The sequence below is a fragment of the Caulobacter sp. NIBR2454 genome, from assembly GCF_027474405.1.
Taxonomy (GTDB): Bacteria; Pseudomonadota; Alphaproteobacteria; order Caulobacterales; family Caulobacteraceae; genus Caulobacter.
Genome location: NZ_CP114871.1, coordinates 2827707 through 2847406, shown reverse-complemented (window position 1 = coordinate 2847406; position 19700 = coordinate 2827707). Strand labels below are relative to the sequence as shown.

Here is a 19700-nt window from a genome sequence, read left to right as displayed (position 1 = left end):
CGCGGCCGGACCGGTCATGGCCGGGGCGAGTCCTGAGTGGGGCGCCGCTCCAGCTTCTGGCCCATCCGCTCCAGGTAGCGGGTGTGGATCTTACGAGCCTCCTCGGCGGAAAGCGCTGTCGTGGGCTTGGGCGGGCTGGCCAGTTGCCGCTCCACCAGGTTTCTCGCTGTCGGGCTTGGCGGCGGCGGCGGCGGCGGCGGTTGGGCGGTGGCCGCAGCCAGGAGGACGAGGGCGACGATCACTGACTTTCCTCCTTCTTGCCGCTGTCGGCGCCGCCGACCTGTTCAGGCGCCGCGCTGGTCGTCGATGTCTCGGGAGCGATGGGCGCCTCGTCCGGGACGATCTGCGCGAGTTGCTGGGCGCTCTCCACCTCGCCTGCCGCCTTGACGGCCAGGGCGAGGTTGTTGCGCGCCTGCTCGTCGCTGGGCGACAGCTCCACGGCCTGGCGCAGGCGCATGACCGCCTCGCGCGGTTCATCGGCCATGAGGTGGGCGTAACCGAGATCGTTGAGCCGGCCGATATCGAGCGGCAGTTGGGCGACGGCGGCGGCGAAGGCCTGGCGCGCCTGCTGCCATCGGCCGGCCTTGGCCTCCAGACGGCCTAGGCCCGCATAGGCCGCGGCCTTCAACTGGCGCAGGGCCTTCTGCTGTTCGGCGGAAGGCTTTCGAGGGGCGGGCTCGGCCAGGAGCTCCGCATAGATCTTGCGGGCCGGCGCGGGCTGATCGGTGCGTACGAGGCAGTCGGCCCGCAGCAGGCGGCTCTTCTGGGTGGGGGGGTGCAGAAGGTCATATTCGTCGAGATGGGCGAGGGCGGCGTAGGGGCGGTCCTGGCTGATCTTCTCGATCGCCGTCAGGTAAAGGTTGGCCTGCTTACCGGCCTCTCCCGTGGAGGTCTTGAAAGGCGACAGCGTCGCCGCCGTCGCGGATGGAGCGGCGGGAGCCATCGCCAGCAGCGCCAGGGCGCACAGCGCGCCGGCATGTGGTCTGTTCATTGGGCGAACCCCCTTAGCTGGTTGATGAGCATGGCCACGCCGGGACCGGCCATGACGATGAACAGGGCGGGCATGAGGAAGACCACCATCACCAGGGTCATCTGGGCGGTCTTGCGGCCGATGGACTCGCGCGCCTGCATAAGCCGCCGTTCGCCAAATTCGCGGGTGAACTCGCGCAGGACGGGGCCAAGCTCGGTGCCGTGGGCGAGGGCGCGCCTGAAGGTCGCCGCCAGATCCTTGGCGCCGCGAACGCCCAGTCGGGACGCCCAGCGGGTCAGCGCCTGGTCATAGTCGACGCCGCGCTGGGTTTCGGCCACGAGCGCGGCGGTCGCCGTCTGCACAATGGGTGTGGCGCTGCGCGAGCCCTCCGCGATGGCGCGAAAGCACTGATCGAGGCTGACGCCGCTCTCGATCATCATCAGCATGATGTCGAGCGTGAAGGGCAGTTCGGCCTGGGTGCGGCGTTCACGGTCCCGCGCCAGAACGCGCAGGCCGGGCTTGGCCATGATGTAGACGACGCCCGCCGCCATCAGGGGGAAGAGGAAGGCGTTGCTGCGCAAAGACGCCAGGAGGAGCCAGGTGAGGCACCCGGCCACGATGGCGCCGCCCAGCCGCAGGGCGCCGAAGACCAGCAAGGCCTCACCGCTGTGAAAGCCGGCGGCCTGCAGGTCTTGTTCGATCTCGCGCCGATCCTTGGCGGTGCCGATGAGGACGGGGGCGAAGGGGGCGAGGAAGCGGCCCGCCGACCAGTTGAAACCGGGCTCGGCGGCGAGGGTCTCCAGACGCGCGTTCAGCCGCCGCTCCAGCCGCAGGATCACCAGGCCTGCGGCCAGGGCCGACAGGGAAAGAATGAGGACGCCGAGGGTGATGAAGATGGTGGCCGAGGGCATCAGTAGTCGAGCCTCATCAGCTGCCGCAGCAGAAGCCCGCCCAGCACCTGGAGGACGCCCGCGATCATCAGCATCGCGTGGCCCTCGGGGCTGGTGAACAGGAAGGTCACGTAGGGCGGGTTGAGCACCGAAAGCAGGGCGACCGCCGCGAAGGGCATCACCGAGATGATGAGCGCGCTCATCCGTGTCTCGGCCGAAGCGGCCGACAGCTCGCGCTGGGTGCGCGTGCGGTCGCGCAGGAGCTGGGACAGGCGCGCAAGCATCGGCGACACCGATCCGCCGAAACGCACCTGGGTCTCCAGCGCGAGGGCCGCGATGCGAAGTTCAGGCAGGCGCAGGCGGTCGGCGTTCCACGCCATGGCCTCGGCGACGGGGGCGCCGTTGGCGATCCGCCGGTTCATCGGGTCCATGTAGATGGTCACGTCCGGGCCGGCGGCGGCCAGGGCGCGGTCGAGGGCCTGTTGCAGCGAATTGCCCACCGACAGCAACTGGCGGGCGGAATCCAGATAGTGGGGCAGACCCTCGGCGAACTTCTGACGACGGGTCGCCGCGCGTCGGACGACCAGAAGCAGCCCGGCCAAGGCTGTCGCCAGGGCCACGAGAACGCCGATGAGCGGATTGAGCGCCGCCCCGACCGCCAGCTTGATCAGGATAAGCATGGCCAGAAGGGCGATCACCTCGCGCGGGGTTGGCGTCAGGCCCGCTTGGGCCAGCAGCGCCCGGATGCGGTCGGAGGCGACGGGCACCCCGCGCCGCAAGGTCTTCTGCCCCGTGACCTGGCTTTCCTCCTGCATGGCCTCGAGCCGTGCGTCGAGGATCGCTTCGAAGGCCTGCAGTCGCCAAAGAGCCAGGCCCGCCCCCGCCAGGCTGAGCGCCGCGACGGCGGCGCCAAAGAAGATGAGGGCCTGGCCGCTCAAGACGCGGCTCCCGCAGGGCCGCCCTTGACCAGCCGCGCGGCGAAAAAGGGCCTGAGGGACAGGGTGCGGTGTTCGCCGTGGCCGCTGAGCGGCGGATGCTCCTCGAAGGCGAACAGCGGATTGAGGATGTAGTTGTCGCCCTCCAGTCCGGTCAGTTCGACGATCTGGGTGATGCGCCGCGACCCGTTGGCGAGGCGCTGCACCTGCACGAGCAGATTGATGCTGCTAGCGATGTAGCGGCGGATCGTCTTCTGGTCGCCGGTCAGCCCGCCAAAGCCCAGCAGCATCTCCAGCCGCGCCAGGGCGTCGCGGGTCGCGTTGGCGTGCATGGTGGCCATGGAGCCGTCGTGGCCGGTGCTCATGGCCTGAAGCATCTCCACCGCCTCGGCGCCGCGCACCTCGCCCAGGATGACGCGGTCGGGCCGCATGCGCAGGGCGTTGCGCATCAGGTCGCGGGCGCTGACCTCGCGCGTGCCGTCGACATTGGGCGGCCGGGTCTCCATGCGGGCCACATGTTCCTGGCGTAGCTGAAGTTCGGCGGCGTCCTCGATGGTGATCAGTCGCTCGGTGTCGCCGATGAAGCTGCTCAGCATGCCAAGCAGGGTGGTCTTGCCCGAGCCGGTGCCGCCGCAGATCAGCATGTTGAGCCGCGAACGCACCGCCCTTCCCAGGAAGTCGAGCATCTCGGCCGACATGGCGCCCTGGCGCACATAGTCGGCGGGCGCCAGCGGCTGGGCGCGGAACTTGCGGATGGAGACTAGCGGGCCGTCCAGGGCGGCGGGCGGGATCACCACATTGACGCGGGAGCCGTCCGACAGCCGCGCATCGACATAGGGTGTGGCCTCATCCACCCGCCGGCCGATGGGGCCGACGATGCGCTGAATGATGTTCATCAGGTGGCCCGCGTCGCGGAAGCGGACCGGCGCGCGTCGGAGCTGGCCGCCGCGCTCGACATAGACGCGGTGCGGACCGTTGACGATCACGTCGTCGATGGTCGGATCGCGCAACAGGCTTTCCAGGGGGCCAAGGCCGGTGATCTCGTGCTGCACGTCGTCGGCCAGCCGGATGCGCTCGGCGGCGTTCAGCGGCACGTTCTCGCGGTGACTGTGGCGATGCACAGCCGTCTCGATCACTTCGCGAAGAACGGACGGACTGCTGGAGGCGGTAAGGCCGCGGGCGTCCAGCTGTTCGAGCACCGCGTCGAAAATGGTGAACTTGGTCGCCTGGTAGAAATCGGTGAGGCCCATGTCCTCGGGCGGCTTGCGGGCCGGGGTCGCGTTCATGGCCGCGCTCCGGGAAGCCTTTGGGCCAGCCGCTTGAGCAGGGTCGGCCGATCCGCCGCCTCGGCCGGGTCGCCGTCCTCGGCGATCCGGGCGATCATCTGGGCGTAGGGCGAGCGGGGCGCATGATGCACGACCGGCCGCGCCAGGTTCACCGCCTCCAGCAGCTCCGGGCGGGCCTTCGGCAGACGCCAGGCCCGCGCCAGGTCCAAGGCTTTCAGCAGGTGTTGTTCGCCAAGGCTGATGGAGGGCTCGTACTCGTCGATGACCAGCTGGATGCGGCCGCGCGTCGCCCGGTCCAGCTCCAGGCGGGCGAGCAGGGCGGCGGTGTCCTTGGCGGCCGTGAACTTCTGTGGGCAGACCACCAGAGTGCGGCCCGCCGCCTTCACGCAGGGTCCGAGAAGCGCCGGGTCATGATGCTCGCCGGCGTAGAAGACCGTCTCTTCATACAGGGTGCGGACGGTGGACAGGATGCGCAGGGCCAGGTCGGGGGCGAGTTCCGCGCGGCGCTCGGCGTCGGGGGCGGTGGGCAGGTAGCTGAGGGCGGCGTCCTCCTGCCGCGAGAGCGCCGCGTTCATCAGCGCCCGGTCGAGCCTGTTGGCGTCGCGGGCGGCGTCGTATAGGAAGTAGCCGGGCTTCAGGTCCAGGGTCGCGGCGGCGTCGCTGGTCTGGGCGCCGCCGTCGATCAGCAGGATGTCGCGACCTCTGCGCGCGCGCTCAAGGGCCAGGTTGAGCGCCAACTGCACCGCCGCGCCGGAAGGGTCGCAGGCGACCACGCAGGTGAAGGTCCCGGGCGCGGCGTTGGCCTGGAGGACGGCGGTCTGGAGGTTGCGCTCCAGGGCCTCGGCCATGGCGTCGGTGGAGTCGCGGGCGTCGAGAAAATCGACACAGCCGGCGCGGACTGCTTCCAGCACGGCGGCGGCGTCGGAGGCGTCGCCCAACACCACGATGGCCATGTCTGGGTCTGCCTGCCGAAGCAGTGAGGCGGCCTCGGCGACCGAGGCCTGCAGACCGCTGGCGGGGTCGCGATCAACCAGCACCAGGCTGGGTTTGAGGTCGGCCGCCGCGTGGAGGATGACGGAGGGATCAATGCCCAGGGGCGCGACGAAGGCGATGTCGGCCAGGGCTGTCTCCAGCCTGAAGGCCAGTCGCGGATCGCTGCTGATGAGGCCGATGCGGTGCATGCTATTGCGGCCGTAATCCGATGGCCTTGATCTGCTCGGCCGCGCCCTTGCGGTTGAGCAGCACATCGGCGGTCGAACGGGATTCAAGCTGCGGCCCTTGCTTGGCCAAGGCGGCGTCCTCGGCGTTGAGGGGGCCGACCAGCCGCGGTGTGGCCACGATGATGAGTTCGCGCTTTTCGCCGCTGGACTGCTGGGTCTTGAACAGGCCGCCGATCACCGGCAGCGATCCCAGACCCGGCACCGCAGAGTCATTCAGGGTGGTGGAGGCGTAGCTCAGGCCGGCGACGATGAAGCTTTGGCCATCGCCCAGTTCGATCGTTGTGGAGGCCGAACGGCGGGTCAGGCCCGGAACGCGGAAACCCTCGATGGTGATCTGGTTGGCGTAGTCGATCTCGCTGACCTCCGGCGCCAGCTTCAGCACGATGCGGCCGGTGGACAGGACCGTGGCCTCCACCTCAAGGCTGACGCCGTAGCGCTTGAACTCGATGCTGACCGCGCCCTGGTCGCCCTGGGCGACAGGGATGGGCAGTTCGCCGCCAGCCAGGAAGTCGGCGCTCTCCCCCGAGCGGACGAGCAGGGTCGGCTGGGCCACGAGTTCGGACAGTCCGGCGCTCGACAACGCGCTGAACATGCCAAGGGCGCCCTCGCGCCGATCACCGACGAGTATCTGGAAGGCGTTGCTGAGCGGGGGGCCAGCTTCCCACTGCAGTCCATCCCCATCGAAGCTGAAGCTGTCGAGGGCGCCGGGGGCGAAGACCGCGCCCTGAAGCCGGCCGCCGAGGTCAGACAGGTTCAGACCCAGCGCCTTCAGGGTCGTGGTCGTGATCGTGTAGAAGTGGATGTCCACCGCCACCATCTGCGGGCCGTCGACGGTGACCGCGGCCGAGGGCGCCCTTTCGCGCTGGACCTCCACCGCCTCGCGGCGCGCGAAGGTGGACAGGTCGGGCGCGACGGGGGCCGCATCCAATTCCGCGATGGTCTCCGCGGGAGGCGTTTCGACGACCACGTCGTAGATGGTCTCCACCTGCCCGGCGGTGACGCGCACCTTGGTGCGCCCGGGGGCCAGACCTTCGAGCTTCAGCAGGTTCGCGCTCGGCAGAGAGGCGGCCACCACGCCCTCGGCGTCGATGGTGACCCGGCGGATCGCGGCCGGCGCGGTGAGGGTGAATTCCTCGCCTCGCCACAGATTGACCGCCTCGTCCGCCAGGCCGGCGGCGGGGATGCAGAGCAGGGCCGCGAGAAGCGCAAGGCGCCGGATCATCGCGCCTCTCCACGACCGGGGTAGATCACCTGGGACCGACCCGCGACGACGATCTCCACCGGCGCGCCGCGGGGCGCGGGCGGTCTGGCGACCCGAGGCTGGGTGCGCAAAGGCGTAGGCGTCGTGACCGCCGGCGCCGCCTGGGTGGCCGGCGAACGGTCGAGGGGGTGGCGCAGGGACAGAAACACCTTGCCCTGGCCCCGCGCCAGGAACAGGCGTTCGGCCTGCTGCGGATTGGCCAGTAAGGTTATGGGGCGCTCCGAAGCGGTGGACGCGGCGGCGTCCTTCGTCTGGCTGTCCAGCCGGCCGTCGACCGCGGCCACGACAAGATCCTGAAGGAGCAGCGAGGCGCTGGCGGCGCCCACGCCGTCGCGGGAGACGAAGGTCACGTCGACCCGGTCGCCGGGTTGAAGCAGGTAGCCGACGGCGGTCTCGACATCAGCGCTGAGCGTCACGGCGCGCAGGCCGGAGGGGACGACGGCGGAAAGTCCGGCCTTGCCCGGTTCAGCGGTGACCGACGCATCGGCGATGAGCTGGCCGGCGGCCAGGGGCTCAAGCGCCACCTTGCCGACGACGGCCTGGGTCTGGTTGGCGAGCCCCGGCGCGGCGGGGTCGGCCAGGGAGAGCAGTTGGACGTCCTCGGCCTTGATCGCCTCGCCGCGTCCCTTGGGAACCTTGAGTTGCACGACGACGGCGCGGGGCTTGGCGGTCGCCGAAGTGACGGCTTCAGACCTCCCCGCGTCATGGATGACCCGCACCACGCCTGCGGCGATGAGGCAGAGGCCAAGGACGCCCCCGCCGATGATCAGCAGCCGGGCCTGACCGAGCCTACGCAGGGCTTTCACCGGAGTAGCGGAGAACCATCACTGTAACCCCCTGGTGTTATCACTGCCCCTGAAACCTATGGGCGAATGTTATCCGGAAAGGGCAATTCGTCTATAGGTTGGGCGAAGTTTCAAACTCCTCCTGGGTTGTGTCGCCGCTTGCTATAGGCGTGTGAGCCCGCAACGGCGGGCTTTTTTAGGGCCGCTCTGTGGCGGTTGGTCGCTGGTCAGTCGCGGATTGAAAGGCGCCGAGCCAGCCCCTCGGCGGCGCGTGTCACGTCCCACCAGGTGACGTCAAAGTCCTCTTCGTCGCCGTAATAGGGGTCGGCCACTGATTCGCCGGGCCGCCCGGCGTGTTCGAGCATCAGGCTGAGCTCGGCGATGGCGTCCCGGGGGCGCATGCGCATCAGGTTGGAGAGGTTGTCGCGGTCCTGGGCGACGATGTGGGTGAAACGGCGGAAGTCTTCCGGAGTCACCTGACGACCCCGGTAGCCGCTGATGTCCACGCCATTCCGCAAGGCCGTGGCCTGGGCGCGGCGGTCGGGCGGTTGGCCCACGTGCCAGTCGCCGGTACCGGCGCTATCGACCTTAACCTCCAGGCCGATGCGCATAGCTTCGGCCCGAAAGGCCGCCTCGGCCAAGGGGGAGCGGCAGATATTGCCAAGGCAGACGAACAGGACCGACGGGCGCGACATGCGGTCGATCTAGCCGAGCCGGCTCACGGGAGCCAGCGCCTACCTGTAGGTCAGGGTCCAACTGATGGAGAACGGCTTGTCGATGGTCTTGGCGCCGCCTTCGCAGACGATGCGGCTGAGCATCGGGCCGGGTGGCGTGCCGGCGTCGGCGGGCTTGTCGAAGGGCCGCGTCTCGCAGCTATCCAGGCCCTGTACCTTGAAGCCAGTGACATCCCCGGCGCCGAACTCGAAGCCCGCGCCGGTCCAGGCGGGCGCCGACGAATAGGTCCCGAACTCCATATCGACACTCTTGATCTCCAGCGGCGCCTTGGGCGTGTAGCGGTCGGTGCGCACGATGCGGCCTGGGCTGAAGCTGTAGGTGGTCTGGACCGACAGGCGGTCGTCGGGCCGGGGCGCGTTCTCACCCATGCGGTCCATCTGATCCTGGCGCCAGGTGACGGTGGTCGCCTTGCCCTTGGGGGTGACCTTGGCGCCCTTGAAGTACGCCAGGGGCATCAGTTGCGAGCCGTCCGCCAGGGTGAAGCGGGGAATCAGATGAGGGGCCTTCCCGTCGGCCACGCCCGACAGCATCCCGGCCGAGAACGGGACCGGAAAATAGGGGCTGTGCATGTGCTGGCCCGCGCCGCCGTTGATCACAGGCAGGCTGATCACATGGTCGCCGTCGCGCAGGGTGACGACGAAGCGGTCGTAGTCGCCGCGCGAAAACCAGGTCGTCTGGCGCTTGGGCAGGGTCTTCAGCCAGGCGTCGAAGCCGGGGGCGGGGGCCTTGTCCTTGAAGCCCAGCTGATCCCAGATCGCGCTGGTGTAGATGTACTGGCGCGCCAGGCTGAGGTTCTCGCCCAGGATGCGGTGCTTGCCGCGATAGGCGTCGGTGCGGCGACCATGCTCCCACATGTTCACCGAGCGCATTTCCGGATCGAACCAGAAGTCGGCGTAACGGGCGGTGACACGTGACGAGAGGGCGTAGGCCATGGCCTTTTCCTCCTCGGTCAGAACGCCCATGACGGCGGCGGCGGTCATCACTTCCAGGAAGGCGGTCTCGCCGTATGTGCCGATACTGCGGCCGTATTCAAAACCTTCGCCGCGGCTGTTGAAGCGGGGCAACATCACGTCCACCGACTTGCGCAGCCAGGTCTTCAGCTCAGGCGTGGGGGCGATGCCGCTTTCGATGAAGCGGTGGGCGATCTCGCCGATCAGCAGGACGCTGTAGCGGTCGAAACGTCCGTCGCCATCGGTCTCGTCGGCGAAGCCGTACTCTCCCGAGTACTTGCGATAGTGGTCTAGCATGCGGGCCAGCAGGGCTTCGCTCGCCGAGGCGTCTTCCCAACCCATCTGATAGCGCAGCCGGGCCACACTGAAGGCGACGCCATAGTAGTTGTTGGGCAGGTCGATCAGAGTCAGATCGTCGGCGCGCACGAACCGCCGCCAGTCGAGTTTGGCCTTCTGCTTGGCGAGGGTTTCGGGAGAAACCGCCTGCTCCAGAAGGCCCGCCTCCTTCAGCATGTGAAGCGCTTGGATGTAGTAATAGACGCCCCAGGTGTCGTTCGGGTCCTCGACCGTCAGATCGGCGATCTCGCGGAAGCCGGCGAGGTATCGGGCGAAGCGCGGATCGTCGCGCGGGGTGTCGATCAGCAGGTAGCTGAGCCCGATAGCGATCTTTCCCGGCAGGAACTTGTCGTTCGCCTCGAACACCTTGACCCCGTCCAGGGTCATGTCTCGCTTCTCGGCCAGCAGCTTGCCCATGAGGAAGTCGAGTTCGGGCAGGATGCGCTGCTCGATCGTCCCGTTCATTGGCGGGACCGTGGCGTAGGCCTGACCCCGTGGCGCGCCGGCGGGAGCGGCCTGGGCCGGGACGGAGGCGCCGATGAGCGCCGCCGCGAGGGAAAGTGAAACAGGTTTGAACATCACAAGCACTCTAAGGGGCGCAGGCTACAAGAATTGGCCTGACCATTTCCTGCGACACGGAGCGCTGTCAAGTCGGGGGGGGCGAGGTGGGTCAGCGACCCTGACGCAGATTTCGCACTTCGGAGCCGGCCAGCAGGAACGCGCCGACCCCATACAGCTGGGTGTCCTCGCGCTTGACCTGTTCGGGGGCGTTGCCGACCTGCTGCACCCAGCCGAGCTTGCCGTCCGGCTCCACCGCGGCCAGCAGGGCGGACCAGCCCTTGTCGATAATCGGCATGTAGGTCGCGCGGTCGAGCACGCCGTGGTTCACGCCCCAGGCCAGGCCATAGACGAAGAAGCCGGCGGCGCTGGTCTCCGGGTTCTGGCCGGCGCCGCCGTGCAGCGAGGCGGGCCAGTAGCCGGCGGGCGACTGCAGCGGAGCGATGGCCGAGGCCATCTCGCGCATCAGCTGCTCATAGCGCGGGCGGCTAGGATGATCGGCGGGCAGGGCCTCGAGCATGCGCACGATGCCGGCGAAGACCCAGGCGTTGCCCCGGCCCCAGAAGATCTTTTCGCCCTTGGGCCCGCGCCGCTCGAAAAAGCGGCTGTCGCGATAATAGAGGTGGTCGGTCTTGTCGTAGAGGTAGTCGGTCGTCGCCCAGAACTCCTTGTCGCCATAGGCGGCGTAGCGAGGATCGCCGGTCTCGCGGCTCATTCCGGCCCAAACCGAAGGGGCCATGAAGAGGGCGTCGCTCCAGCACCAGCGCGGCTGGCAGGCGGACTCCATGCCCGGCACGCCGGCGACGAAGAGCAGGTCGTTCTTGGGCGGGTCGGCGAGGATGGCGTCGAAGCGGGCCTTGATCTGCGCCAGCGCCGCGTCGTCATTGGTCTGGTTGTGAATCCAGATCCAGGTCTGGCCGATCGCGTGATCGTCGCCATGCAGAGGGCGATGGCCAAGGGCGTAGCCGCGCGAGGCGCCGACGGACTTGATCGCCTCGGCATAGCGGGGATCGACCTTCAAGTCCGCCAGCTCGGTCATGCCGATCCAGAAGGCCGCCTGCACCCAGCCGGTGGGGTCCTCGACCCGATCGCGGAAGGCGGTGATGTAGTCAAAGTTGTCCATGTGGGCGAGTTGCCAGTCGGCGACCCTGCGCATGGCTGAAACGGGCGGCTCCTGAGTCTTGTCCGTAGCGTGCGCCGCCGACAGCCCCATAGCCAGTAAGGCCGCTCCCGCGATCAGCCAGCTCCGCATGTGACGTCTCCCATTTTGATTTTTCGGTCACTTGCGGGGAGGCAAGGCGGGTGGTCAAGCCAAAAGTCGTGAGCGGTCATAAGGCGGGGATGGGATTCAGGTCGTTGATGCAAAGAGAATGTGGACTAGCCAATGGCTTTGATGATTGGCGATAGGCATGACACCGGTTGCATTTTGGTCGGGCCAATTATAACGATTCACGACTGCGACGATCGCCGTCCCGCCAGGGCGCTTTCGACCAAACTCCGCGCGCCTGTTTCTCCCTCGCGCGCGCCCCTAGAGCGCACACTTCCCCTCGCGCTCATTTGGGCGGCTGGTTCTCCAGCCGCCCTCTTTTTTGATTCAGATGGAGCCGCGGCGGGCCAGTTCTGTACGGCGGGCGGCGGTTTCGCTGCGGGCCTTCTGCAACGCCTCCATCTCGGTGGCGGCGAGCAGGTCTTCGATGACGCGGCCCAGGTGGTCGCGCATGGCCTGGCGGGCCTCGGCGGGCCGGCGGGTGCGGAGGGCGTTGAGGATCAGTTCGTGATCATCAATCAGCGGTCGCGAGCCGGCCTGGCGCGCGCGGGACAGCATGGCGGCGCAGAGCGGCGACTTGTAGCGAATGTCCCATAGCTCCTCGACCACGGTGACCAAGGCGGCGTTGCGGGTCGCCTGGGCGATGGTCACGTGGAAGCTGCGGTCGGCCTTTTCGCCCGCCACGTCGGCGGCGTTCTCGGCGATCATGGCTTTCACGATCTGGGTGAGTTGCTCGATCTCTTCGTCGGTGATGGTGCTGGCGGCCAGGGCGCAGACTTCGCCCTCCACCAGACGGCGGGCCTCGGTCAGTTCGAAGGCCCCGATGTCGAGTTCGGGTTCCGTGGTTTCCGCGGCCTTCTTGGCGCCGGCGGTGACATAGATGCCCGAGCCGTGGCGCGCCTCGACCAGGCCCCAGATCTCCAGAGCGATCATGGCCTCGCGGATGGTCGGACGACTGACTCCGAATTCCTCGGCCAGGTCACGCTCCGACGGCAGGCGGCCGCCCGTGGGATAGCGCTGCCCCCGGATCGCCTTGGCCACGGCGTCGGCGACCTGCTGATAGAGCTTTCTGGCGTCGGCGGTCGTGGTGGTCATGCTGCTTTGTATCGCGGGTCGGTCGCGCTTGTCAGGTCCGAGTTTCGCCGGAGGCGGCTGATTTCACCCTCGCACTTGACTATGGTCTGGGAGGTGAAGCAATGGTGGCCTGACCAATTCCAAGAGTAAGCCGATGAACGCTCCTGTCTCTATCGCCGCCTCCCAATCGTCCGCAGCGAACCGCTTTTCGCGACCCCTGACGATCACCGGCGCCAAGGTGATCGTGACCTGCCCGGGGCGCAACTTCGTCACCCTGAAGATCGAGACCTCCGAAGGCATTTATGGCCTTGGCGACGGGACGCTGAACGGCCGCGAACTGGCCGTCGTCAGCTATCTGGAAGATCACGTCATTCCCTGCCTGATCGGTCGTGACGCGCACCAGATCGAGGACATCTGGCAGTTCCTGTATCGCGGCGCCTATTGGCGTGGCGGCGCGGTCACCATGACCGCCATCGCGGCCGTCGATACGGCGCTGTGGGACATTAAGGGCAAGGCCGCCGGCCTGCCGGTCTATCAGCTGCTTGGCGGGGCCTGCCGCACGGGCGTGACGGTCTATGGCCACGCCAATGGCGAGACCATCGACGAGACCATCGCCGAAGCGGTGAAGTACAAGGCCATGGGCTACAAGGCGATCCGCCTGCAGACCGGCGTGCCTGGTCTGGCCAGCACCTACGGCGTGTCCAAGGACAAGATGTTCTATGAACCGGCGGACGGCGCGATGCCGACCGAGAATGTCTGGTCGACGCCGGAATACCTCGCCCACACCCCCAAGCTGTTCGAGAAGGCCCGCGAGGTCCTGGGCTGGGACGTGAATCTGCTGCACGACGTGCATCATCGACTGACGCCCATCGAGGCCGGTCGTCTGGGCAAGGACCTAGAGCCCTATCGCCTGTTCTGGCTGGAGGATGCGGTGCCGGCCGAGAACCAAGCCAGCTTCCGGCTGATCCGCCAGCACACCACCACGCCCCTGGCGGTGGGGGAAATCTTCTCGTCGATCTGGAGCTGCAAGCAACTGATCGAGGAGCAACTGATCGATTATATCCGCGCCACCGTGGTCCATGCTGGCGGCATCACGCACCTACGCAAGGTCGCCAGCTTCGCGGCCATGCACAACGTCAAGACTGGCTGCCATGGCGCCACCGACCTATCGCCAGTTTGCATGGCGGCGGCCCTGCACTTCGACATGTCGATCCCCAATTTCGGCCTGCAGGAATACATGCGCCATACCGCCGAGACCGACGCGGTCTTCCCGCACGCCTATACCTTTGAGGACGGCATGCTGCACCCGGGCGACAAGCCGGGCCTGGGCGTCGATATCGATGAGGTTCTGGCGGGGAAATATCCCTACCGGCGGGCCTATCTGCCGGTGAATCGCCTGCGCGACGGGACGATGTTCGACTGGTGAGACACAAAAGGGCGGGACCTCGAGAGGCCCCGCCCTTCTTCGTTCCGCCCTGGAGGAGCGATACTAGGCTTTGATAAAGGCCAGCAGGTCCGGATTGATGATCTCCGGATGGGTGGTGGCCATGGCGTGGGGCAGGCCCTTGTAGGTCTTGAGCGTGCCGTTCTTCAGCAGCTTGGCGGCCAGGGGCGCGGAGTCGGCGTAGGGGACGATCTGGTCGTCGTCGCCGTGCATGACCAGCACCGGGACGGTGATCGCCTTCAGGTCCTTGGTGAAGTCGGTTTCCGAGAAGGCCTTGATGCAGTCGTAGTGGGCCTTGGCGCCGCCCATCATGCCCTGACGCCACCAGTTGTCGATCAGGCCGCGGCTGACCTTGGCGCCGGGACGGTTGAAGCCGAAGAACGGGCCGGTCGGCACGTCGTAGTAGAACTGGGCGCGGTTGGCGACGAGGGCGGCGCGGAAGCCGTCGAACACCTCGATCGGCAGGCCGCCCGGATTGGCGGGCGTCTTGACCATGATCGGCGGCACCGCCCCGATCAGCACGGCCTTGGCCACGCGGCCATTGCCGCCGTAACGGGCCACATAGCGGGTGACTTCGCCGCCGCCGGTGGAGTGGCCGATGTGGATGGCGTTCTTCAGGTTAAGCTTCTCGGCCAGCGCCGCGACGTCGGCGGCGTAGGTGTCCATCTCGTTGCCGGTATCGGTCTGGGTCGAGCGGCCATGGCCCCGGCGGTCGTGTGCGATCACCCGGAAGCCCTGGCCCAGGAAGTACATCATCTGGTTGTCCCAGTCGTCCGAGCTCAGCGGCCAGCCATGGTGGAAGACCAGCGCCTGGGCGTTCTTGGGGCCCCAGTCCTTGTAGAAGATCTGTGTGCCGTCCTTGGTGGTGACGAAATCGCTTTGCATGGTCTTGGCTCCGGTTGCGGAAGGCGTGGCGGCTGCGGCCGGGGCGGCGGCGCTTACAGCGGGGAGGGCGGCGGCCAAGCCGGCTCCAATGAGGACATTGCGGCGCGAGGCTTCGGCGGGTTCAGACATGGTATGCTCCAGCAGCGGCGGATCGATGACCCGCTTCAATGAGCGCACAGTGGCGCCGCTCGATGACGCCGCCTTGAACATAAGAGGTCTGGATTTGTACGGATGCGCGGCGCCGAACCGCGCGGCTCATTCAGCCGGCATCGCAGCCAAGGTGCGGGCCGCGAGGGTTGCATGGCTGATGGCGAGGAACCGGCCGGAGTCGGCGACGATCTCGAAGGTCGCCTCGGGCAGCACCTGCCGCCAGTAGGCGACTACCTCGGCCGGATCATGCATGAAATCGTGGGCGCCCTGCAGGACGCGCCAGTGGCTGATCCCTGTCAGGGGAGGCGACGACCAGCCGAGCATGGCCGTCTGTTCCGCCACATAGCCGGCGACCCGACCGGTGGTGAAGGGATGCAGGGCCGAGGCGTAGTCGGCGTAGATGCGGCCCTGAGACATCACCGCGATGTCGGGCGGGCTGGATTCCATCGTTCTGGCCAACAACCGCCAGGTGCGCGCGGGGGTCATGTGATTGGCCACGGTCCAGGCGAACTTCTCGATCAGGTCCGGATGACGGAAGAAGGTCTCCTTCACCGCGCCGATGACCCCCGAACGCTTGCCGTGTGCGGTCGGAGGATCGGGATTGACCAGCAGAACCCGTCCGATCAGCTGCGGCGCCCTGCGGGTCAAGGCGACCACCACCTGGGCCGCGCCCCGCCCGAACAGGTCGATGCGCTTGAGCTTCAATTGTTCGCAGACCAGGAGGATGTCGTCACAAGCGGCGGCGAACGGATCGGCGCGCCAAGCCGCCACGTCCGTCGGCGGGTCGGTGAGGCCAAAGCCTGGCCGGTCGATGGCGATGGGCCGAAAGCCCTCGGCCTGCAGGGCGCGCACCAGCTGGCTGGTCACGGGTCGAGTGGCGGAGCTTGCGTGCAGCACCAGGACGGGCTGTCCCCCACGGGGGCCATAGTCGCTGATCGCCACCTGTCCGCTGTCGGGCCGCAGGAACAGGCGCAGCGGCTCGATGATCTCCGGATCAAGGGCCACCGCGCCCTGGACGGCGTCGGTCACCAGGGCCAGGGCGCGGGCCTCGGTCACGACCTTGGCCAATTCGGCGGCGGTGCGCACGCCCAGGGTGATGAAGATAGTGTCCAGGTGCTTCTTGGCCACCGCCTCGGACATGCCCGCCGCCTTGGCGGCCTCCGCGCGGCTGAGGCCCTGCGACAGGGCGAGAGTGAGCGCCGCCTGACGCTGTGACAGGCGCCAGATGTCCGCCAGCATGGCCTCGCCGTCGCGGCCTATCGGCCAGATGCCGAACGACAGCCGCACCAGACGTTCGATGAAGCCGGAAAGCCGCGTGGCGCCGACGCGGCGCATGGCTTCGGCCACGACCTTTCGCGCGGTTTCATAGGCGATGTCGGCTTCGCGGGCGGCGCCCTTTACCGAGCCGGTGCGCACCAGGCCGATCGCCACCCTCGTCTGCAGGGGCGTCAGGCCGAAAGCGGCGCAAGCGTCGAGCAGAGCCTCGCCGCCCGTGACGGCGCCTGCCGCGAGGACGACCACGGCCGCGCGGGGCAGGCGAGCCGCGCGACAGACGGCGTCGGGCAAAGCCCAGTCCCGGGCCTGGTCCGCGGGGCCATAGGCGACGGCCGAGCGGGCCTGGCTGCTGTCCTCGGCGCTGGGAACAATCAGGCTGCGCCGTTCCGACAGCACGGTCGCCACGGCCTGGGGATCAAGCCCGCGACCGCCGAGAAGGGATTCGAACATGTCGTTGGCGAACAGGATCTGGCCATCGCGATCCAGCACGGCGGCGCCTAGCCGTTCTGTGCGGACAAGGCTGTAGGCCGTGGCCGCCTCCGCCAGCCCCGCCGCAAAGGCGCGAGACCCAGCGCGGACCGCGGCCGTGGTCGCCCCCGGCGTTTCAAGCCAGGGGTCGAGAGGCCCCGCCCGGCCGACGGCGGCGTCCGCGCCCGGGCTCAGCTTGTCCAAAAGATTGCTCCCAACACCCTACCTCGACGCAACAGAACGTCATTCCGCCAAACTCCGGCGAACAAGCAAGTGGGGTGTTGAGAAAACGTGTCAGCCGTCGATGTCCAGACCGAGGGCGAGGCGAGCGGCGTAGCGGAGTTGCGGCTTCTCCTGCAGGGGATGGAAGCGCGCGGCCTGCACATCACGGAAGGCCCGCTCCAGGCCGAGTTCGCGATAGAAGGATGAGCCGCCCGCGACCTCCATAGCGCGTTCGACGGTGCATATGCACGCCTGACCCGCCAGGGTCCGTGCGCTCATGGTGCGGCCTGTGGTTTCCGGAGCAGGCGATTGGGTCTCGCCGATGCGGACCATGTCATCGACGCTCATCCGCGCCAGAGCCAAAGCGTTCTCCATCTCGCCGACCAGCTGAAGCAGACCCTCGTCCTGGGGCTTCTTGCGGGCGACCTCTAGGGCTGTGTTCCGCGCGCCTTCGGCGACCCCGAGATAGGCCGAGTAGATGAGCGGGAAGGCGATCATCGAGATGATGTGGAACAGCGGGTGCCACTTGCCCTGCGGTCGGCGTCCTGCGATGGCGGCGTCAGCCACGAAGACCTGGTCCAGCTCCACGTCGTGGGAGCCCGTGCCCCGCATCCCCATCACCCGCCAGGTGTCGAGGATGCGCACGCCGTCCGCCTTGAACGGCACGGCGAAGTGCAGGACCGTCGGACCGTCCTCCGGGTCTTCATAGACCGCGCTGGTCATCAGCAGATCTCCAGCCATACAGCCGCTGGAGAAGATCTTGCGGCCAGTGATGCGAAAGCCGCCTTCGACCTTCACCGCCTCGCCAGCGCTCTTCAGCCAGTCCGAGCCGCCGCTGGAGATCAGCACCAGGTCCTCGGCCGCCACGCGCCGCAGCAGGCCGTCGGTCGGGGCGTTCTGGTTGCGCCAGCGCCAGACGGCGGCGGCCACCAGATGCGAGTGCATGGAGTAGGCGAGGGCGGTCGAGCCGCAGCTAGCGCCCAGCCGCCGCACCACGGCGCAGGTCTCCGCATAGGTGGCGTCGCCGCCGCCCAGTTCGGCCGGCACATGAGCCTTGAAGAAGCCCTCTCGCTTGAGCAGGTCGAAATTGTCGGCCACGAAGCTGTCGTCGGCGTCGTGCGTCGCCGCTGAAGCGGCCAACTGCGGCGCGATCCGATCGGCGCGGGCGAGCCAGTCGATTGTTCCCGTTTTCATAGTCCTCACCGGCTGAGCCATGGTGTTCTCCTGTCCTTGTGTGGCGGGGAACTAGGCGATCTTGCTCCAGGGCGGCCAGTTCAGGAACTGAATCGGCTGATACAGAAACTGAACTGGAAACCGGCGTTATGCGGGCCTAGGCTTGGCGTTCAACAGGTGGAGCGCCATGGCCCAAGGCACCTATCGTCAGTTCTGTCCGGTCGCGATGGCGGCCGAAATCCTTTGCGCGCGCTGGACCATCGTCCTTCTGCGCGAGCTGGTCGCCGGCTCGACCCGCTTCAATGACCTGCGGCGCGGCGTGCCGCGCATGTCGCCGGCCCTGTTGTCGCAACGATTGAAGGACCTGGAGGCAGCGGGCGTACTGACACGAACGGCCCTCGCCACCGACCCGGGGGTGCAGGAGTACCGCTTGACCGCGGCGGGGCGCGAACTGGCCCCCATCGTCGAAGCCTTTGGCGTCTGGGGCCAGCGGCGGATCGAGGCTGAGGTGTCGCTGCAGCATCTCGATGCGCAACTTTTGATGTGGGACATGCGCCGGCAGCTGAACACCACGCCCATGCCGCGTCGGCGCAGCCTGATCCAGTTCGTCTATCCCGAGCGGCCTTTGGGCGAGCGCCACTGGTGGCTGGATGTCGATCCCGAGACCGGGGTTGATCTGTGCTCGCTGGATCCGGGCTTTGACGTCGATCTCTACGTCTCCACCGACCTGCGCACCATGACCGCCATCTGGATGGGCCACGACACCGTGCGTGCGGCCGTTGATAGCGGCCGCATGCTGCTGACGGGCAGCAAGCCGCTCGCATCGGCCATGCAGACCTGGCTCGGCCTAAGTCCCTTCGCCAAGGTGGAGCGGCTGGCGAGCTGACCGGCCGGTGGTCCGCCCCCGCAGCGGATGCTACATCGCGCCGGGGTTCAGCGAGGGGCGGACATGATCGATCTGGCGCCGGAGGTCATCGCGCTTCTGTGCGTGGCCGCGACGGCCGCGGGCTTCATCGACGCCATCGCCGGCGGTGGGGGCCTGATCACCGTTCCGGCCCTGTTGGCGGCCGGCGTCAATCCCGTGGCGGCGATCGCCACCAACAAGGTGCAGGGCAGCGTCGGCACGGCGTCGGCGACCTGGAGCTTTTGGCGCGCCGGCAAGATCGATTTGCGGATGCTCAAATGGCCTCTGGTCGCCACCCTGGTCGGCGCGGCGTTCGGGGCCATGGCTATCACCATGGTGGATACCCGCTGGCTGATGGTCCTGCTGCCGGTGCTGCTGGTGGGGATCGCGCTGTATTTTCTGTTCGGACCCAAGGCCAGCGACGAGGACGCCCATGCAAGGCTCACGCCCCTGGCCTATGCCGGCGTCGCCTGCGGCATCGGGTTCTATGATGGCTTCTTCGGACCGGGCACGGGCTCGTTCTTCGCCCTTAGCCTGGTGTCGCTGATGGGCATGGGCCTGACCCGCGCCACCGCTAACACCAAGGCCCTGAACCTGATGAGCAACGTGGTCTCGGTCGTCGTGCTGGCGGCCGGGGGGCACGTCCTGTGGCTGCTGGGCGGCCTGATGGCGGTGGGGCAGTTCATCGGCGGGCGGTTGGGTTCGCACGCGGCCATGCGGTTCGGCCCGCGACTGATCCGTCCGCTGCTGGTGGCGATCTGTCTGGGCATGGTGGTGAAGCTGCTGTCCGACCCGGCGAACCCGCTGCGGGTGATGGTCGGCGCGGCCATTCAGTAAGGTCTTTACGCGGCCCTTACGCCGCCGCCCGACTCCCTGATGGCGCCGTTACGGCCCCGAGGCTCACACCACGCT

Annotated in this window: 18 protein-coding genes; 3 read left to right on the top strand and 15 right to left on the bottom strand. The window is 67.8% G+C overall.

What is annotated here, in order from left to right; translation table 11 throughout:
- Nucleotides 1-14: 14 nt before the first annotated feature.
- The 12 genes from O5K31_RS13810 to O5K31_RS13755 form a co-directional block, all read right to left on the bottom strand.
- Complete coding sequence (locus tag O5K31_RS13810; protein ID WP_269714218.1) at nt 15-242, bottom strand: hypothetical protein; 228 nt, start codon at nt 240-242, stop codon at nt 15-17.
- Nucleotides 239-991 carry a hypothetical protein gene (locus tag O5K31_RS13805; RefSeq protein WP_269714216.1) on the bottom strand — a complete coding sequence of 251 codons (753 nt, stop codon included), beginning with the start codon at nt 989-991 and terminating at the stop codon, nt 239-241. Before O5K31_RS13805 ends, O5K31_RS13810 begins: the two co-directional genes overlap by 4 nt.
- Nucleotides 988-1881: a type II secretion system F family protein gene (locus tag O5K31_RS13800; protein WP_269714214.1), complete on the bottom strand. Its 894-nt coding sequence runs from the start codon at nt 1879-1881 to the stop codon at nt 988-990. The genes O5K31_RS13805 and O5K31_RS13800 overlap by 4 nt, the downstream gene beginning before the upstream one ends.
- A complete protein-coding gene (locus tag O5K31_RS13795; RefSeq protein WP_269714212.1) occupies nt 1881-2798 on the bottom strand; it encodes a type II secretion system F family protein in 918 nt (305 codons plus the stop codon). The genes O5K31_RS13800 and O5K31_RS13795 overlap by 1 nt, the downstream gene beginning before the upstream one ends.
- Nucleotides 2795-4081, bottom strand: a complete 1287-nt coding sequence (locus O5K31_RS13790; protein WP_269714210.1) for a CpaF family protein — start codon at nt 4079-4081, stop codon at nt 2795-2797. The genes O5K31_RS13795 and O5K31_RS13790 overlap by 4 nt, the downstream gene beginning before the upstream one ends.
- Nucleotides 4078-5262, bottom strand: coding sequence for an AAA family ATPase (locus O5K31_RS13785; protein ID WP_269714209.1), 1185 nt, complete (start codon nt 5260-5262; stop codon nt 4078-4080). Before O5K31_RS13785 ends, O5K31_RS13790 begins: the two co-directional genes overlap by 4 nt.
- A 1-nt stretch (nt 5263) precedes the next feature.
- Complete coding sequence (locus tag O5K31_RS13780; protein WP_269714207.1) at nt 5264-6523, bottom strand: type II and III secretion system protein family protein; 1260 nt, start codon at nt 6521-6523, stop codon at nt 5264-5266.
- The gene (gene cpaB / locus O5K31_RS13775) at nt 6520-7368 is read right to left on the bottom strand and encodes a Flp pilus assembly protein CpaB (RefSeq protein WP_269714205.1); all 849 of its coding nucleotides are present in this window, start codon (nt 7366-7368) and stop codon (nt 6520-6522) included. Before cpaB ends, O5K31_RS13780 begins: the two co-directional genes overlap by 4 nt.
- A 206-nt stretch (nt 7369-7574) precedes the next feature.
- Nucleotides 7575-8042 carry a low molecular weight protein-tyrosine-phosphatase gene (locus O5K31_RS13770; RefSeq protein ID WP_269714204.1) on the bottom strand — a complete coding sequence of 156 codons (468 nt, stop codon included), beginning with the start codon at nt 8040-8042 and terminating at the stop codon, nt 7575-7577.
- A 39-nt stretch (nt 8043-8081) separates the two neighbouring features.
- The gene (locus tag O5K31_RS13765; protein ID WP_269714202.1) at nt 8082-9947 is read right to left on the bottom strand and encodes a hypothetical protein; all 1866 of its coding nucleotides are present in this window, start codon (nt 9945-9947) and stop codon (nt 8082-8084) included.
- A 91-nt stretch (nt 9948-10038) separates the two neighbouring features.
- Nucleotides 10039-11178, bottom strand: coding sequence for a glycoside hydrolase family 88/105 protein (locus O5K31_RS13760; protein ID WP_269714200.1), 1140 nt, complete (start codon nt 11176-11178; stop codon nt 10039-10041).
- 342 nt (nt 11179-11520) lie between these two features.
- On the bottom strand, nt 11521-12288 hold the full coding sequence (locus O5K31_RS13755) for a FadR/GntR family transcriptional regulator (protein ID WP_269714198.1): 768 nt from the start codon (nt 12286-12288) through the stop codon (nt 11521-11523).
- A 133-nt stretch (nt 12289-12421) separates the two neighbouring features.
- Here O5K31_RS13755 and manD point away from each other — a divergent pair, with 133 nt between their 5' ends.
- The gene (gene manD, locus O5K31_RS13750; RefSeq protein WP_269714196.1) at nt 12422-13693 is read left to right on the top strand and encodes a D-mannonate dehydratase ManD; all 1272 of its coding nucleotides are present in this window, start codon (nt 12422-12424) and stop codon (nt 13691-13693) included.
- Between the two features lie 63 nt (nt 13694-13756).
- On the opposite strand, the gene O5K31_RS13745 is transcribed toward manD, so the two are convergent.
- The 3 genes from O5K31_RS13745 to O5K31_RS13735 all read right to left on the bottom strand — a co-directional run bounded on the left by O5K31_RS13745 (nt 13757) and on the right by O5K31_RS13735 (nt 17905).
- A complete protein-coding gene (locus O5K31_RS13745; protein WP_269714195.1) occupies nt 13757-14725 on the bottom strand; it encodes an alpha/beta fold hydrolase in 969 nt (322 codons plus the stop codon).
- 126 nt (nt 14726-14851) lie between these two features.
- A complete protein-coding gene (locus tag O5K31_RS13740; RefSeq protein ID WP_269714193.1) occupies nt 14852-16693 on the bottom strand; it encodes an alpha/beta fold hydrolase in 1842 nt (613 codons plus the stop codon).
- 90 nt (nt 16694-16783) lie between these two features.
- Complete coding sequence (locus O5K31_RS13735; protein WP_269714192.1) at nt 16784-17905, bottom strand: acyl-CoA dehydrogenase family protein; 1122 nt, start codon at nt 17903-17905, stop codon at nt 16784-16786.
- Between the two features lie 166 nt (nt 17906-18071).
- Here O5K31_RS13735 and O5K31_RS13730 point away from each other — a divergent pair, with 166 nt between their 5' ends.
- Nucleotides 18072-18770 (top strand): winged helix-turn-helix transcriptional regulator, encoded by a 699-nt coding sequence (locus O5K31_RS13730; RefSeq protein WP_269714190.1) that lies wholly within the window; start codon nt 18072-18074, stop codon nt 18768-18770.
- A gap of 63 nt (nt 18771-18833) precedes the next feature.
- The gene (locus O5K31_RS13725; RefSeq protein ID WP_269714188.1) at nt 18834-19625 is read left to right on the top strand and encodes a TSUP family transporter; all 792 of its coding nucleotides are present in this window, start codon (nt 18834-18836) and stop codon (nt 19623-19625) included.
- The last annotated feature ends 75 nt before the right edge of the window (nt 19626-19700 follow it).

Excerpts from the sequence above, each read along its gene's own strand:
- O5K31_RS13770 (WP_269714204.1), bottom strand. The coding sequence starts at position 8,042 with ATGTCGCGCCCGTCGGTCCTGTTCGTCTGCCTTGGCAATATCTGCCGC.
- O5K31_RS13735 (WP_269714192.1), bottom strand. The coding sequence starts at position 17,905 with ATGAAAACGGGAACAATCGACTGGCTCGCCCGCGCCGATCGGATCGCG.
- O5K31_RS13780 (WP_269714207.1), bottom strand. The coding sequence starts at position 6,523 with ATGATCCGGCGCCTTGCGCTTCTCGCGGCCCTGCTCTGCATCCCCGCC.
- O5K31_RS13800 (WP_269714214.1), bottom strand. The coding sequence starts at position 1,881 with ATGCCCTCGGCCACCATCTTCATCACCCTCGGCGTCCTCATTCTTTCC.
- O5K31_RS13760 (WP_269714200.1), bottom strand. The coding sequence starts at position 11,178 with ATGCGGAGCTGGCTGATCGCGGGAGCGGCCTTACTGGCTATGGGGCTG.
- manD (WP_269714196.1), top strand. The coding sequence starts at position 12,422 with ATGAACGCTCCTGTCTCTATCGCCGCCTCCCAATCGTCCGCAGCGAAC.
- O5K31_RS13765 (WP_269714202.1), bottom strand. The coding sequence starts at position 9,947 with ATGTTCAAACCTGTTTCACTTTCCCTCGCGGCGGCGCTCATCGGCGCC.
- O5K31_RS13805 (WP_269714216.1), bottom strand. The coding sequence starts at position 991 with ATGAACAGACCACATGCCGGCGCGCTGTGCGCCCTGGCGCTGCTGGCG.
- O5K31_RS13725 (WP_269714188.1), top strand. The coding sequence starts at position 18,834 with ATGATCGATCTGGCGCCGGAGGTCATCGCGCTTCTGTGCGTGGCCGCG.
- O5K31_RS13790 (WP_269714210.1), bottom strand. The coding sequence starts at position 4,081 with ATGAACGCGACCCCGGCCCGCAAGCCGCCCGAGGACATGGGCCTCACC.
- O5K31_RS13755 (WP_269714198.1), bottom strand. The coding sequence starts at position 12,288 with ATGACCACCACGACCGCCGACGCCAGAAAGCTCTATCAGCAGGTCGCC.
- O5K31_RS13785 (WP_269714209.1), bottom strand. The coding sequence starts at position 5,262 with ATGCACCGCATCGGCCTCATCAGCAGCGATCCGCGACTGGCCTTCAGG.
- O5K31_RS13730 (WP_269714190.1), top strand. The coding sequence starts at position 18,072 with ATGGCCCAAGGCACCTATCGTCAGTTCTGTCCGGTCGCGATGGCGGCC.
- O5K31_RS13745 (WP_269714195.1), bottom strand. The coding sequence starts at position 14,725 with ATGTCTGAACCCGCCGAAGCCTCGCGCCGCAATGTCCTCATTGGAGCC.